The 13,573-nt window shown below is 58.7% G+C and carries 13 protein-coding genes and 1 pseudogene; 10 read left to right on the forward strand and 4 right to left on the reverse strand.

Features of this window, described 5'->3' with window-relative positions:
- Positions 1–141 precede the first annotated feature (141 nt).
- Complete coding sequence (locus ACS4RS_RS31565; protein WP_439012158.1) at positions 142–1,512, reverse strand: aminotransferase class I/II-fold pyridoxal phosphate-dependent enzyme; 1,371 nt, start codon at positions 1,510–1,512, stop codon at positions 142–144.
- A 262-nt stretch (positions 1,513–1,774) separates the two neighbouring features.
- Between ACS4RS_RS31565 and ACS4RS_RS31570 the strand changes: the two genes are divergently transcribed.
- From ACS4RS_RS31570 to ACS4RS_RS31610, 9 genes are all read left to right on the forward strand, one after another.
- Positions 1,775–2,257, forward strand: coding sequence for an MSMEG_0572/Sll0783 family nitrogen starvation response protein (locus tag ACS4RS_RS31570; protein ID WP_439012159.1), 483 nt, complete (start codon positions 1,775–1,777; stop codon positions 2,255–2,257).
- Between the two features lie 70 nt (positions 2,258–2,327).
- Positions 2,328–3,317: a Nit6803 family nitrilase gene (locus ACS4RS_RS31575; protein ID WP_439012160.1), complete on the forward strand. Its 990-nt coding sequence runs from the start codon at positions 2,328–2,330 to the stop codon at positions 3,315–3,317.
- Positions 3,310–4,431: an MSMEG_0568 family radical SAM protein gene (locus ACS4RS_RS31580; protein ID WP_439012161.1), complete on the forward strand. Its 1,122-nt coding sequence runs from the start codon at positions 3,310–3,312 to the stop codon at positions 4,429–4,431. The genes ACS4RS_RS31575 and ACS4RS_RS31580 overlap by 8 nt, the downstream gene beginning before the upstream one ends.
- Positions 4,428–4,967, forward strand: coding sequence for an MSMEG_0567/Sll0786 family nitrogen starvation N-acetyltransferase (locus tag ACS4RS_RS31585; protein ID WP_439012162.1), 540 nt, complete (start codon positions 4,428–4,430; stop codon positions 4,965–4,967). The genes ACS4RS_RS31580 and ACS4RS_RS31585 overlap by 4 nt, the downstream gene beginning before the upstream one ends.
- On the forward strand, positions 4,967–5,938 hold the full coding sequence (locus ACS4RS_RS31590) for a sll0787 family AIR synthase-like protein (protein WP_439012163.1): 972 nt from the start codon (positions 4,967–4,969) through the stop codon (positions 5,936–5,938). Before ACS4RS_RS31585 ends, ACS4RS_RS31590 begins: the two co-directional genes overlap by 1 nt.
- Positions 5,931–6,209 (forward strand): MSMEG_0570 family nitrogen starvation response protein, encoded by a 279-nt coding sequence (locus tag ACS4RS_RS31595; protein ID WP_439012164.1) that lies wholly within the window; start codon positions 5,931–5,933, stop codon positions 6,207–6,209. Before ACS4RS_RS31590 ends, ACS4RS_RS31595 begins: the two co-directional genes overlap by 8 nt.
- Before the next feature lie 11 nt (positions 6,210–6,220).
- Positions 6,221–7,477, forward strand: coding sequence for an MSMEG_0569 family flavin-dependent oxidoreductase (locus tag ACS4RS_RS31600; RefSeq protein WP_439012165.1), 1,257 nt, complete (start codon positions 6,221–6,223; stop codon positions 7,475–7,477).
- Positions 7,474–8,139 (forward strand): Pnap_2097 family protein, encoded by a 666-nt coding sequence (locus ACS4RS_RS31605; protein ID WP_439012166.1) that lies wholly within the window; start codon positions 7,474–7,476, stop codon positions 8,137–8,139. The genes ACS4RS_RS31600 and ACS4RS_RS31605 overlap by 4 nt, the downstream gene beginning before the upstream one ends.
- 23 nt (positions 8,140–8,162) lie before the next feature.
- The gene (locus ACS4RS_RS31610; protein WP_439012167.1) at positions 8,163–8,312 is read left to right on the forward strand and encodes a hypothetical protein; all 150 of its coding nucleotides are present in this window, start codon (positions 8,163–8,165) and stop codon (positions 8,310–8,312) included.
- A gap of 672 nt (positions 8,313–8,984) precedes the next feature.
- On the opposite strand, the gene ACS4RS_RS31615 is transcribed toward ACS4RS_RS31610, so the two are convergent.
- Positions 8,985–9,617, reverse strand: coding sequence for a LysR substrate-binding domain-containing protein (locus ACS4RS_RS31615; protein ID WP_439012168.1), 633 nt, complete (start codon positions 9,615–9,617; stop codon positions 8,985–8,987).
- A 352-nt stretch (positions 9,618–9,969) separates the two neighbouring features.
- On the opposite strand from ACS4RS_RS31615, the pseudogene ACS4RS_RS31620 reads away from it, so the two are divergent.
- Positions 9,970–10,500: pseudogene (locus tag ACS4RS_RS31620) on the forward strand (DUF4158 domain-containing protein); the annotation flags it as partial.
- A gap of 62 nt (positions 10,501–10,562) precedes the next feature.
- Here the strand turns inward: ACS4RS_RS31620 and ACS4RS_RS31625 are convergent.
- A complete protein-coding gene (locus tag ACS4RS_RS31625; protein ID WP_439012169.1) occupies positions 10,563–11,273 on the reverse strand; it encodes an alpha/beta fold hydrolase in 711 nt (236 codons plus the stop codon).
- 109 nt (positions 11,274–11,382) lie between these two features.
- Positions 11,383–13,356 carry a 3-hydroxyacyl-CoA dehydrogenase NAD-binding domain-containing protein gene (locus ACS4RS_RS31630; RefSeq protein ID WP_439012170.1) on the reverse strand — a complete coding sequence of 658 codons (1,974 nt, stop codon included), beginning with the start codon at positions 13,354–13,356 and terminating at the stop codon, positions 11,383–11,385.
- Positions 13,357–13,573 lie beyond the last annotated feature (217 nt).

Below are 13,573 nucleotides of genomic sequence, written 5' to 3' on the forward strand. Positions count from 1 at the left end.
TGGACTGGCTGACGTTCTTCCACGTTAGGCACAGCGGTGGACGGAAACCCAACACCCGTTCGAGATGGCGAAGCGCTGCCGCAAACGCTATGTTGCTCGTTGTTCCTTTGATCGGTCCATTTATAACCACATACTCCGTGGTCATCCCATCCACCCAGCATCCGAAAGCGAGTTTGCCATAAACAGCAGGCTGGCGCGCAATTGCTCCCGTTGAATGACGCCGCCAAGGCATATGCGGATATGTTCGTCGGGTACTCCCAACACGGTGAAGGCGTCAGAGGGCATCAGCCCCACGTGCCGTCCCGCCATGCGCCCCATCAGTTCGGCCCTGCTTGCTCCGACGGGTAGCTTCAACCAAATATTGAAAGCCTCAGGTTCGCCACGAAAATCATGGCCTGCCAGGGTGTCGGCCACTATCTTCTGACGGGCGGCACTCTCGGTTCGGACAAAGTGGCGGATAGCGTCGGCCGTCCCATCCTCAATCCATCGTGTGGCGAGCGCCATGCAGATTGGCGAAGGCATGACGGCGCTTGCGCGCAGAGCCTGCGCCAGGGAATAGGCGGCCCTGGCGTTTGGGGCGACCGTGTATGCGAGCCGAAGTCCTGCGCCAAGGCACTTTGCTAGCCCGCCGATGTGCCAGGTCAGGTTCGGCGCGAGTGTCGCAAATGGCGCTGGGGCGACAGCCGGAATGAAACCGTAGGCGTCGTCTTCGATCAGAGGAAGCCTGTGACGAATGAGCACCTCAGCAATTTCCATCCGGCGTGCCTGCGGAATTGTTAGGGTCGTGGGGTTCTGGACAGTCGGGTTAAGGTACAGAGCTTTTGGCTGATGCAGATGAATCGCGGCATCAAGAGCGTTGGGCAGGATGCCGGAACCGTCCATTGGCAGGCCGACCAGTTGAAGTCCCATCCTGGCTGCGATGGCGCGTAGTCCCGGATAGGTGACCCCTTCGCATAGAATCACGTCTCCCTGCCGTGTCATGGTCGACAATATGGCGGTCATGGTCGCATGTGCCCCGGGAGTAATCGCGATACGCTCAAGGCTCGGCACCATTCCGCGTTTGGAAAGCCAGGACGATGCGGCTGTCTTGTCCTGTATCCCGCCCGTAGTCGATTGATAACGGAGCAGCGCTATGAGGTTCGCCGATACCGTCTGGAGGCCTTCCTGCATGCGTGCGAGAAGATCGGGATCCTGAGGTTCAGGAGGCATGTTCATGGAAAGATCCTCATCGCGGGCGCGGCTGGGATCGACTTCGTGACGCGCATACGCGGGAGCGCAGGCGAAGGTGCCGCGTCCAACGTGGCTTTCGACCAACCGACGTGCGTGGGCTTCGGCGTAGGCGCGGCTGACTGTCGTGAAATCGATGCCAAGGCGCTCGGCGAGTTTCCGTTGGGGCGGCAATCTTTCTCCGGCTGTTATTTCTCCGCTCTTGATCGCTGCGCCGATCGCGTCTGCGATCTGCAGATAGCGCGGTTTGCCATCGGGCTTGAGGATCGGAAGCCATTTCGTCATGTCGTATTCGTTCCTGAAATTGCGATTGTTGCCAATTGTATGGATCTCTTGTGGTTGAAGCAAGTGCCAATGATGCGGCGGTGTCGAGACGCGGGATCGCCTGTTTAGTAGGTTTTTGCAGCTCAAATTCTCATCTTTGCGATGAAAAGAAATGCAAAGTTTGATAATTTGCAATTTTTATTGTATGGAAAATAGACTTAATATTGATTCATACAATTTTGATCGTACTCTTGCTCATCCAACCCGAACAGGAGCGACAGAAATGCCCCACGTCACGCAGGAACCCCACAAGGACGGCGACTTCTTCGTGGATTACGAATCCAAGGTCTTTGATGATGTAAAAGCCGATCCTGGCGACAAGGCGCTGGTGACGTTTCACACAGTCGCATTTGAGGGATCCATCGGTCTCGTGAACATTCTCAATGCCATCCGCTTGCAGAGGAAAGGCTACGAGACCTCGATCCTGCTTTACGGCCCTGGTGTAACACTGGGTATCCAGCGCGGCTTTCCAAAGCTTGGCGACGAAGCCTTTCCGGGGCATCTGAATTTCAACAAGAACCTGGAGCGCTTCATGAAGGAGGGCGGCAAGGTTTATGCGTGTCGCTTCGCTCTCCAGGCGCTTTACGGTCACGGCGAGCCGTCGCTGATCCCTGGCATCATCCCAATCCTGCCGCAGGACGTGCTGGACTGTGTGCTGCTGCACAAGAAGGCCAATGCACTGATTATCGATACCTGGACGGTCTGATCCGTCCTGGACGCCCCGGCCGGTTATCTGCCGGGGCGTCCAAATGTCGATCAACGCGAAGGAACCAACCATGTCCAGAACCGTCCGCGCCGCCGCCGTCCAGATTGCGCCCGACCTCACATCGCGCGCAGGCACGGTCGAGCGGGTATTGAACGCTATCGCCGAGGCCGCCGACAAAGGCGCTGAGCTGATTGTCTTTCCCGAAACCTTTGTGCCCTGGTACCCCTATTTCAGTTTCGTACTGCCGCCCGTGCAGCAGGGCCCGGAGCATCTGCGATTGTACGAGGAAGCAGTCACGGTTCCCTCCGCTGAAACTCGAGCGGTGGCGGAGGCCGCACGTAAGCGCAATGCGGTGATTGTGCTAGGCGTGAACGAACGTGACCACGGATCGCTCTACAACACGCAACTGATTTTCGATGCTGACGGCAGTCTGAAGCTCCAACGCCGCAAGATAACGCCGACCTATCATGAGCGCATGATCTGGGGGCAGGGCGACGGCGCCGGGCTGAAGGTCGTCGAAACCGCCGTGGGCCGCATGGGGGCGCTGGCCTGCTGGGAGCATTACAATCCGCTCGCCCGTTATGCGCTGATGGCGCAGCACGAGGAGATTCACGCCTCGCATTTTCCAGGATCTCTCGTCGGTCCGATCTTCGGGGAGCAGATCGAGGTGGCAATGCGTCACCATGCATTGGAATCGGGCTGTTTTGTCGTCAACGCCACGAGCTGGCTGAGTGAAGAGCAGATTGCCTCGATCCATCCCGATCCGAAGCTGCAAAAGGGTCTGCGCGACGGCTGCATGACCTGCATCATCACTCCTGAAGGCCGCCATGTCGTACCGCCGCTGACAGCGGGAGAGGGGATCCTGATTGGTGATCTGGACATGCGGCTGATTACCAAACGCAAAAGGATGATGGATTCCGTCGGCCACTACGCAAGGCCGGAGATTTTGCATCTGGTTCATGACACGCGGCCCGCCCAGGCGCTGGTACGGGTGGACGCTACCCCTCCGGCACTTGAAGACGTTGAAGATTCCATCGCGAAGGAGGTTCAAGATGCGTGAGTTGCAGGCGACAATCGTTCCCGATCTCATTAACGATCTTCAGACAAGGGGCATGCGGCTTGTCGACCCGCGGGCAGGCCATGAAAGCCGCCGGGGGGGTGCAGGCCCTTCCGACCACAAGGCCATCAGTTTCGGTGACACGACGGTCATGGTGCCGGTCCACACAGCTCCGGCTTTCGACAGCCCCTATCTCGTAGAGGCGCCGGATGCGGACGGGCGTGCGCGCATCACAAGAGAGGGAACGGAGGTGGCCCGCATCCGTTTTCCAAACCGTCCAAAATTCTACGACCTGACGACTGCGGACGGCATTCCTTATAGCGAGATTGCGGTTCTACACTCACGCGACGTTCTCGCCACCACGATCCTGCAAACCTGTATCCGTTACGAGAGCCGCAAGAAGACCTGCCAGTTCTGTTCGATAGGCCAGAGTCTTGCCGCCGGACGCACGATTGCCCACAAGACGCCCGAGCAATTGGCGGAAGTGGCCAAAGCCGCCGTTGAGCTTGACGGCGTCAAGCATATGGTCATGACCACCGGCACGCCGCCGGGCAGGGATAGAGGCGCCGCTGTGCTGGCCGAGAGCGCTCGTGCCGTGAAAGCGGTCGTCGATTTGCCGATCCAAGTCCAATGTGAGCCTCCGGAAGACAACATCTGGCATCAGCGCATGAAGGAGGCGGGTGCGGATGCGCTTGGCATGCATCTCGAAGCAGTGACGCCGGAGATCCGCGAGCGGATCATGCCGGGCAAGGCCGGTGTTCCGCTCGAAAAATACTTCTCCAGTTTCGAGGCTGCCGTCAAAGTGTTCGGACGAGGCCAGGTCTCCACCTACATTTTGGCCGGTCTCGGCGACACGCGCGAAGCGATCCTTTCCATGTCCGAGCGTCTTGTGACGATGGGTGTCTACCCCTTCGTCGTGCCGTTCGTGCCGATCTCCGGAACACCCCTGGAAAGTCATCCGGCGCCGACGTCGGAATTCATGTCGGGTATTCTGGAGCCTTTGTCCCGGATCGTCATCGACGGCGGGCTCAAGGCTTCGGATATCAAAGCTGGATGCGGTAAATGCGGCGCCTGCTCGGCCCTGTCGACCTACGAGAAGCTGAGGGTTCCGGCATGAGTCTCATGGATCACTCTTCGTTCATAAGCCCCGAGTTCCTCATTAGGGCTGCCACCGAAAAATGGGAACTGGAAGGTGCGGCGCGCCTTCGGCATCAGGTTTTTGTGGAGGAGCAGCGCATCTTTGCCGACAGCGATCGCGATGCAATCGATAGGGCGGCAATCCCGCTCGTGGCGATTGCGACGTTGGCTGCAGAACCTGCCGATGTTGTCGGCGCCGTTCGGATACATCAACCGTCACCTGGTGTCTGGTGGGGGTCGCGTCTTGCTGTTGCGCCAGCATATCGCAAAGTTGGGCGGCTCGGCGCGGAACTGATCCGCCTTGCGGTCAGTACGGCGAATGGCTGTGGGTGCAATGAGTTTAACGCCCATGTGCAGCTTCAAAACGTACCGCTCTTCCGCCGACTGCGTTGGGATCCAGTGGCAGAAATCGATCTCCATGGTGTCCCGCATATGCATATGCTGGCGTCGCTTTCGCATTATCTCCCCATTTGCGATCCGGCCGCAGGCTGGTCCACCAGAGCGCGGAGGGGCTGATGAAGCTCGATATCATCGCGGCTGAACTCGCGGCACATCCCTCCATTCGCGGTAAGCTCGATATCGCCGCTTCGACCAGCGGGCTTTCGTTATCTGCCGGAACGACCGGACAACCGGGTGACGACGCTGCGGCCATCGCGCGTCCAGAAGGCGGCTGGGATCTGTTCGCCGGAGAGGGCTTCATGCCCCAGTTCGTGCAGGACGACCCCTGGTTTGCGGGCTGGTGCGGAGTAATGGTCAATCTGTCCGACATTGCGGCGATGGGAGGACGCGCGACCGCATTGCTGGACACGATCTGGGCTCCGGATGCCGCAGCCGCCGGCGCCTTGCTCTCAGGCTTGAGGGATGCGGCAGCAGCCTACGAGGTTCCCGTTGTTGGCGGGCATACCAATTTGCGCAGCCCCGAGCTTAATCTCGCGGTTTCCGTGACGGGACGGGCAAATCGGCTGATTTCCAGCTTTGCGGCGGAGTGTGGCGACGTGCTCATTGCCGCGATCGACCACCGTGGACGTTACCGGCCACGTTTCGACAACTGGTTCGCAGCACTCGATGCGCCGCACGCTCGCTTGCGAGGCGATTATGAACTGTTGCCGGAACTGGCAGAAAGCGGTCTTGTCGATGCAGGAAAGGATATCAGCCAGGGCGGCATCGTCGGCACGGCGCTTATGCTTGCCGAATGCTCACGCTGCGGTTTCGACATTGATCTTTCGGCAATCCCCGTGCCGCCCGGTGTTGACCTCGTCCGCTGGCTGCGAAGCTTCCCGAGCTTCGGTTTTCTGCTTTCGGTTCGTCCCGAACGGGCGACGGAGGTGTGTACGGTGTTTTCAGCACGCGATATCAGTGTCGCCGCCATTGGCCATGCCACAGACAGGCCGCGGGTCGAGTTGTCGCTTGGCGGCGCGCGGACAACGTTCTGGGACTACGCCGCCACCCCCTACATCAATCTTCCCAAGGAAATCGCTTATGCCTGAGGTTCGATTCACCATTCGCTGGCCCAATGGCTCGGAAGAGAGTTGCTACTCACCCTCGACGGCCATCAAGCGTCACCTTAACGCCGGACAGATCTATCCGCTCGCTGAATTTCTCGAACGTGCACGCGCCGGACTCAACGAGGCGTCCGATCGAGTTGCAGCCAAATTCGGTTTTGCCTGTTCCTCTGCAATGGACCAACTGGCCCGGATCGAAGCCGTAGCCTTAAGCCAACCCTCCGATGGGCAGGTTACCTGCCTTTCGCTGACATGAAGGGCTCTTCCATGATCGACACTATTATCCCGCACATTCCCGTGCTCATCATTGGAGGTGGGCAGGCTGGCCTTTCGGTGAGCTGGTATTTGATGCGTGACGGCATCGACCATGTCGTGCTTGAACGCCATCGCCGATCTGATAGCTGGCGCAACAATCGCTGGGACAGTTTCTGTCTCGTCACACCGAACTGGCAGTGCCGCCTGCCGGGCTGGCCCTACAATGGTCGCGATCCCGACAGCTTCATGCTGAAGGACGAAATCGTCGACTATCTCGATGGTTTTGCCGAGAGCTTCAATCCTCCGTTACGCGAAGGTGTGGAGGTGAGATGCGTTTCACCGCTCGATGAAGGCGGGTACCGTGTCGAAACCACCGCCGGAAATTGGGTAGCCGATCAGGTCGTGATCGCCACCGGAGGTTATGACAATCCAATTATCCCCAACTATGCGGCCGATCTTGATCGGTCCATTGTGCAGATGCATTCCCGTGAGTACCGTCGCCCGTCGCAATTGCCTGAAGGGGGGACGTTGATCGTCGGAACGGGACAGTCGGGCGTCCAGATCATGGACGACTTCCATCTGGAAGGTCGGCCAGTGCATCTTGCTGTCGGCCCAGCTCCGCGAAGCCCGCGTAGATATCGGGGGCGTGATGCGACGGACTGGCTGTACGACGCCGGCACCTATGCGGTCACTATCGACCGTCACCCCGATCCGGTGAAGGCACTCACTCAGACAAACCATTACATGTCTGGGCGCGATGGCGGCAAGGAGATCGACCTGCGGAAATACGCTCTGGAAGGCGTCGGGCTATACGGTTCTGTTGCAGGGGGCTCTGGCACCACGATCACCTTTCTGCCGGATCTGGAGAAAAACCTGGACGATGCGGATCGCAGCTATCTCGGCATTCGTAGTCAGATCGACGCATGGATATCCGCACAGCGCATCGAGGCGCCGGAAGAGCCGCCATTCGAGAAGGTTTGGCGCCCCGAACACGAAATCACGGAAGTCGACTTGGCTGCCGCTGGAATCTCGTCGATTATCTGGGCGATCGGATTTCGCCCGGACTATTCCTGGCTCAAGGTCGATTGCCTTGATGAACGCGGCAAGCCCGTCATCCGCCGCGGCGTGACCAATGCACCCGGATTGTACTTTATCGGGCTCGGCTGGCTGAATACCTGGGGGTCAGGACGGTTTCTAGGCATTGACGAAGATAGCCGATATCTCGCTGAACAAATTATTGCCCGGCAAAAGGACGTGCTTGCTGCATGAGTCTGCTGGCGCTCCCTTCCTCTGTTCAGCCCAAACTTAACGAGCGGCACGTTCTCGGAATGGCTGAGATGGGTTATCGCGGCCTTTCCGAGCAATGGCTTTTGCGCCGGGCAGGTGACCTACACTGGCGGCTGATAGCCCGCGCAATGGGGCAAAGGGAGGCCGTATTCACCTGCACGGCCGGCCAGCCGCTTTACGCAGCATTTTGTGCGACTAGCCTTTATTTCTTTAGACCAGAGCTTCCGCAGCTTGGCGGCGAGCTTACACTTACCGCAAGCCTCTACAGGATTGGTCATGGGCGACTTGCCTCGCTTCAGCAGATTGGAGTCGACGGTCAGGAAATCGGACGCATTGTCTTAATCTCGGCGTTCGTAGGCCGCTCGGAGCCGGGAAGCAATCGGTCGATTGTTCGGCGCATGCCCAAAGTGATGGCAATCCCACCCGAAGCGCCTTTTCCTGTTCAACGCATTGCGCAACGCGCTGCCTTGCTCGCCCGCCGAGCGCAAGACGAAAAGTTCGATCTGCGGGGGACAGGAGCATCAAAAAAATCCTGCCGTGCCCATCAATCGATTTCAATGCCGCCGGCCTTCTATATTTCCCAAGCTTCAGTGCCCTCGCGGACCGTAGCCTGTTCGAGGCAGGTGAAACCCACGCGCGAATGATAACCTCGCGACATGTAGTGTATATGGGCAATGTTGAACCGGGAGAGGGGATCAAAATCGACTGCCGCAAGTTGGCCGGCGGCAACGATGCGGTGCTGCGCGGCGCAGATGACCGACTTTTGGCACTCATGCGCATCCGGTTTCGGGAACAGAAAGACCAGTATGCGGTGTGATGCCCGAAAACATTCCGTTCCGAATGGCCGTCTTTAAGACCGAAGCTGCTTAAATTGAGAAGAAAGGATTTTCGGCTCATCTTAGCTGCCTGAGTACAGTTGACCTTCGCGCCCAACAGCAGAGGGAGGAGACCGTGGCGACGCGAGGTAGGCAAGAGACGCTTCATATTGGGCTGCAGAATCGCACCAGGGAGGGCCGATACCGACGATCCAGCGGAATATCAGGTTGCGTTCCAGATGCTCCATCAAATGTTCCAAGCGGGGGGCCTCAGTTCAAGCTCTCGAGGCATTTCCCTGCCAATCCTTGCTCATCATGGTGGCCTTGCCACGCCACACATGTTTCTGCAGCGAACTACGAGTGACAATGATTGCTTCAAGCCGAACAAGGTCGGCAGCGGTGACATCAAATCGGATTTCTTTGTGCCTCACCAACGTCGCAAACTAAAAAAGCGGTGGGGATCCTTCGGAGGAATCGTTGTCCATCAGTCACTCGACGCTTTACCAGCGAGAAGCTTAATGTGACTACCCGGGGCCTATTCGGACATGCAGGTTTTGGTGATCGTTTCGCGGACCAGCGATCGGAACCAGGAACGCGCGGGGTCCCGATAGCTCCGTCTATGCCAGGCCAGCTTATAGAGAAACTTTTCATTCTCGAAAGGAAGATCAACGATTTCAATGGCTTCCACGCCCGGCGCGCTTTGAGCAAGTCAAGGGAACAGCCGCAATGAGGTCTGTTTCACTTGCAATATTGATGGCCTCTTCCGCCCGGTTAACGATAAGCTTGACGTTGCGCTTGTAACCTTTGAGGCTGAGCCAATTGTCGATGATGCCGGCCTGCCGTGTCGCCTGCTTGACCAGAATATGTTCGGCGTCGATGAATGCCTCCAGTGAAACCGGAATGCTCAGCGAGCCATGACCGCGCCGGAAAACGCAGACATATCTGTCGGAAAAAACTCCCTCCAATTGCAGGTCGGCCTCCACATTCGGAAACATGCCCGCCGCACAATCCAGTCCGCCCCTTTGCAGGGCGTCGATCGATGTAGGGTTGGAATGAAGATGAAACTGCAATTTGGCAAAAGGGGCCTCTTCGGCGAACCTTACCGCCAAAGCGGGCGCAACACGAGAGACCAGCGTATCCATTATCGCGACATTGAAGGTCAGGTTCGTCTGACTTGCCTGAAAATCAAATGGCAAGGCGATCGCCCGGATCTGCTCCATGGCCTGCTGGAGATCCGGCCATATCTCCAGCGCCCTCTCGGTCGGGCAGAACCCGCCAGAAACCTTGATGAACAGTTCGTCCTTCATGATGTAGCGCAACCTGCCCAGCGCGTTGGAGACGGCAGGCTCATGGAAAGACGCTGAGCCGCTCTTGTGACGCTGCCTTCCGCAAGCACCGTGTAAAGCACGTTCATCAGATTGAGGTCTATTCGTGTCTCCGAGATGGGCGGCTTCATCGCGTCGCTTCGCCCTTGTGGGGCCAGAACAAGAGCAGTTCGAAATCGTACGCTAAGGTCGAACGAAACCGGAACGATGCCAGAGATCGGATGTGCAACATCCGATCTCTGTGGATTGCCATCGACATGCGCCAGTTTTGATTTCTCTCTCCGGCCCGACTCGACAACGCTCGACGCAGATTGGTCATGAATGGAGTCGGGCGATGGCAAAGCGCAAGCTTCTCAAAGATCAAGATCGCCGGAAGCTTGTCGATATCCCAGTCGATGAGGACAACTTAATCCGCCACTATTCGTTGTCATTAGCGGATCGCCTGAAGATCGAACTGCGGAGACGTAATCACAATCGGCTCGGCTTTGCCATCCAGCTATGTCTGATGCGATACCCGGGTCGAGTGCTTGGAGCAGAAGAAACTCCGCCTCGCGCCATGCTGAAGTATATTGCTGATCAGATCGGCGCCGCTCCAGACGAATTTGCCCTCTATGCACGTCGTGAAGAAACCCGTCGGGATCATATGGCGCGGCTAATGGTCTATCTGGATACGAGAAGCGCGACGCTGCAAGATCGCCGCGCCGCGCTATTGGCAGCAATTCAAGCGGCGACCATGTCCGACGACGGTGCCGCGATAGCCAGTTCGCTTGTCGCCGCGTTTCGCGAACGCGGAGCTCTTCTGCCGGCGATCGACACGATCCGAGCATTGATCCGCGACATAATCAACCGAACCTGTAGCCGCCGATAGGATATGGTTATCCGCTGCCGCTGGGATTGCGCTATAGAGGCATGAACAGCACATCTCGCCTAAATCAGCTTGATATCCTTGCGAGAAAACCAGCGCAGAATGGTCGCACTCAGTTCCTGAGGCTGTTCGAAAGGCAGGAGGTGGCCTGCATCGTCGATAACCCGCACCTCCGCATCTTGCAAACGTTTGGCGATCTCGTCGTTTGAAGCGCTGGTGGAGAGGTGGTCTTCCGAGCCGGTGACTAGTAGAACCGGAATGCGCAGTTGGTGCAAGCACCGTGTGGCGTCCGGTCGCGCAATGAGAGCCCTGTTCTGACGCTCGTGCACCTCTGGAGCGCAGTCCTCGACCATCTTCATGATGGAGGAGACCAGATCCGGCCTCCGCTGGCTGGCGGTGGAGATCACTTTCGGAACCCAGCTGCGGGCATAAGCAGTCATATCTGCATTCGCTTCCGCGATGCGGGCTTCACGGTGGGCGATTTCATGGTCGCCGAGACCCTCGGTATTCGTATTCGCCAGCACCATCGCACGCAATCGATCCGGCGCTTGGCGACCCATCTCGAGAGCCACGCGCCCGCCCATTGAATGCGCTAGGACCACCAAGTCCCCGTCGGTCTCCACCAGCGCGCGCTCGGCCATCTCTTCTATCGTCGCGTCAAGGCTGGTGTCTGCAGCGTGCACCGTCATACTTTGTGGCTTGATGGCTTGCGCAACAGCGCCCCACGTCCTTGCGTCGGACATGATCCCTGGGATGGTTACAAGTGTGGTCATCGCTCAGATCCTTGTGCAATCGCTTTGTCTAGCGGCCGTGCCGCAGCTTGGGGAGATGATCAGTGCCGGGTTCAGCCCCGGAGAGTTTGATGTCCTTCAGCTCGAACCATTACGGCAGCGCGCTCGCGCTCGCATGCCTCGCCAGATACATGGGACCGCCGCGATGCCGGGGGAAGCCGTAGCCGGTCAGCATCACCACGTCGATATCCGAAGCACTTTCGGCAATTCCTTCGGAAAGCAAAGCCTGTCCTTCCCTCTGCATGACGCAAAGAATACGCTTGATGATCTGTTCGTCGGAAAAGGAATGAATGGTCACGCCGGCCCTTGTTCTTTCCTCCTCGACGATGCGGGTCACCTCGGGATCATCAGTCTTTTTGCCGCTACTGTAGTCGTACCATCCCTTGTTGGTCTTGCGTCCGAGACGGCCGTTTTCGCAAAGCCTGTCGGCAATGCGGCAATAGGGCAGGGAAGGATCGCGTGTCGAGGCTGTGTTTTTACGCTGCGCCCAGGCAATGTCCAGTCCGCTGAGATCCTGCACTTCGAAAATGCCCATGGCGAAACCGAAGTCCCGCATGGCGGCATCAATCTGAGCGGGCAGGGCTCCTACCAGCAGCATGAACTCGCAGTCGCGCCGATAGGCGGCCATTATGCGATTGCCGATAAAGCCATGGCAGACACCGGAAACGACGGCTGTCTTTTTGAGGCGCCTGGCAAGCGCCGCCCCGGTTGAGAGCGCCCGGTCGCCGGTGTCTCGTCCTCTGACGATTTCCAGAAGCTTCATGACATGGGCTGGCGCAAAGAAATGTAGCCCAAGCACTCGGGCAGGGTCGACGGTCGTTTCGGCAAGCCTGTTCACATCGAGATAGGACGTATTGGTCGCCAGTATCGCATCCGCTGGCATGATCGCGTCAAGTCGGGAGAAGACGTTGCGCTTGACGTCCATGTCTTCGAAGACGGCCTCGATCACGAGGCCGCAGGAAATGAGGGCGGTTTCGTCAGGGCTTGCGGCAAACCGGTCGATGGCCTGGCCCGCTGCCTCCCGAGAAACCGCGCCCCGTGCAACGCTTGCGTCCAGCATCTCGTCCACGCGGGCGCGGGCGGTATCCGCGGCGCTTGTGTCGCGCTCCAGAAGCCTGACTTCGGATCCTGATAGAAGGAGCGCCGCTGCAATGCCGGCACCCATCGTGCCACCGCCGACGACGCCGATCCGCTGCAGATCTGCCGGTGCGCTGTCAATCGATCTGAGGCTCCGTCCGGCGGTCCGTTCAGAGAAAAATGCGTAACGAAATGCTGCAGCCTGGTCGGACGCGGCCAGACGGAGAAACCGTTGTCTTTCCTGCTTCAGGGCCTCACGCGCCGGCAGCTGCACACTATCCTTTAGCGCATCGAGTGCCTCCATCGGCGCTTCTGCGCCGCGCGCCTTTGCCTGGATAGCAGCTGCCTTGCCCTGCCAGTCCATCTCCTCGGCATCGCGACAAGGACGATCGAGGAGGCTGGCCGGTTTGGGCTGGCTCGCGAGTTCGGTGGCAAAGGCTATGGCGGCGGACAACAGGTCCGTTTCGCCAAGGCGGTCAACTAGGCCGAGGGCAAGCGCCTTCAATGCCGTCACCGGCTTGCCGCCTGTCACCATTTCGACGGCGTCGGCCATCGGGATGAGGCGTGGGAGACGGACGGTTCCGCCCGCTCCGGGAATCATGCCCAGGGTCACCTCTGGCAGACCGAGCTTCGCCTTGCTGTCAGCGATGCGTGCCGTGCAAGCGAGCGTTAGTTCCAGCCCGCCTCCCAGCGCCGTGCCATGAATAGCTGCGACCCAGGGAATGCCGGCACCTTCGATGGCATCCAGTACCTCCGGCAGCGCGGGCGAAAGCGGCGGCTTACCGAGTTCGTTGATATCCGCCCCGGCCACAAATGTTCTCCCGGCACAGCAGAGCACGGCGGCCCTGATACCCGGATGACCATCCATCTCTCGGACTCGTGCCAGGAGTTCTGCGCGAACACCTTGACCAAGGGCATTCACCGGGGGAGCGTCGATCGTGACGACCGCGATTCCGTCGCGCAGTTCGCAGCCTACCAGAGATGCCATGTCGTCCTCCCGTGCAATGGCCGGCGTGATCCTTGCGAGCCGGCCGTAAGTTCAGTCCCGCAGATGCCGGTTGCATGGTCTCTATAACGGCGAATATTTCTGCGGTAACATAACCAATAGTTTGAACCGGCCCTGCCGATAGTTGGGTTCAAAACTGACGAGGTAGTCTGATAGCGTCTCCTTTGGAGTGAGGAACGCTGACAATCCATGATGTTAC

Origin of the sequence: Rhizobium sp. F40D2, from assembly GCF_051810745.2 — a bacterium.
Classification (GTDB): Bacteria; Pseudomonadota; Alphaproteobacteria; order Rhizobiales; family Rhizobiaceae; genus Rhizobium.

Bases quoted from the DNA above. Each gene is read 5' to 3' on its own strand.
- ACS4RS_RS31565 (WP_439012158.1), bottom strand. From the start codon at position 1,512: ATGACGAAATGGCTTCCGATCCTCAAGCCCGATGGCAAACCGCGCTAT.
- ACS4RS_RS31570 (WP_439012159.1), top strand. From the start codon at position 1,775: ATGCCCCACGTCACGCAGGAACCCCACAAGGACGGCGACTTCTTCGTG.
- ACS4RS_RS31575 (WP_439012160.1), top strand. From the start codon at position 2,328: ATGTCCAGAACCGTCCGCGCCGCCGCCGTCCAGATTGCGCCCGACCTC.
- ACS4RS_RS31580 (WP_439012161.1), top strand. From the start codon at position 3,310: ATGCGTGAGTTGCAGGCGACAATCGTTCCCGATCTCATTAACGATCTT.
- ACS4RS_RS31585 (WP_439012162.1), top strand. From the start codon at position 4,428: ATGAGTCTCATGGATCACTCTTCGTTCATAAGCCCCGAGTTCCTCATT.
- ACS4RS_RS31590 (WP_439012163.1), top strand. From the start codon at position 4,967: ATGAAGCTCGATATCATCGCGGCTGAACTCGCGGCACATCCCTCCATT.
- ACS4RS_RS31595 (WP_439012164.1), top strand. From the start codon at position 5,931: ATGCCTGAGGTTCGATTCACCATTCGCTGGCCCAATGGCTCGGAAGAG.
- ACS4RS_RS31600 (WP_439012165.1), top strand. From the start codon at position 6,221: ATGATCGACACTATTATCCCGCACATTCCCGTGCTCATCATTGGAGGT.
- ACS4RS_RS31605 (WP_439012166.1), top strand. From the start codon at position 7,474: ATGAGTCTGCTGGCGCTCCCTTCCTCTGTTCAGCCCAAACTTAACGAG.
- ACS4RS_RS31610 (WP_439012167.1), top strand. From the start codon at position 8,163: ATGGGCAATGTTGAACCGGGAGAGGGGATCAAAATCGACTGCCGCAAG.
- ACS4RS_RS31615 (WP_439012168.1), bottom strand. From the start codon at position 9,617: ATGAAGGACGAACTGTTCATCAAGGTTTCTGGCGGGTTCTGCCCGACC.
- ACS4RS_RS31625 (WP_439012169.1), bottom strand. From the start codon at position 11,273: ATGACCACACTTGTAACCATCCCAGGGATCATGTCCGACGCAAGGACG.
- ACS4RS_RS31630 (WP_439012170.1), bottom strand. From the start codon at position 13,356: ATGGCATCTCTGGTAGGCTGCGAACTGCGCGACGGAATCGCGGTCGTC.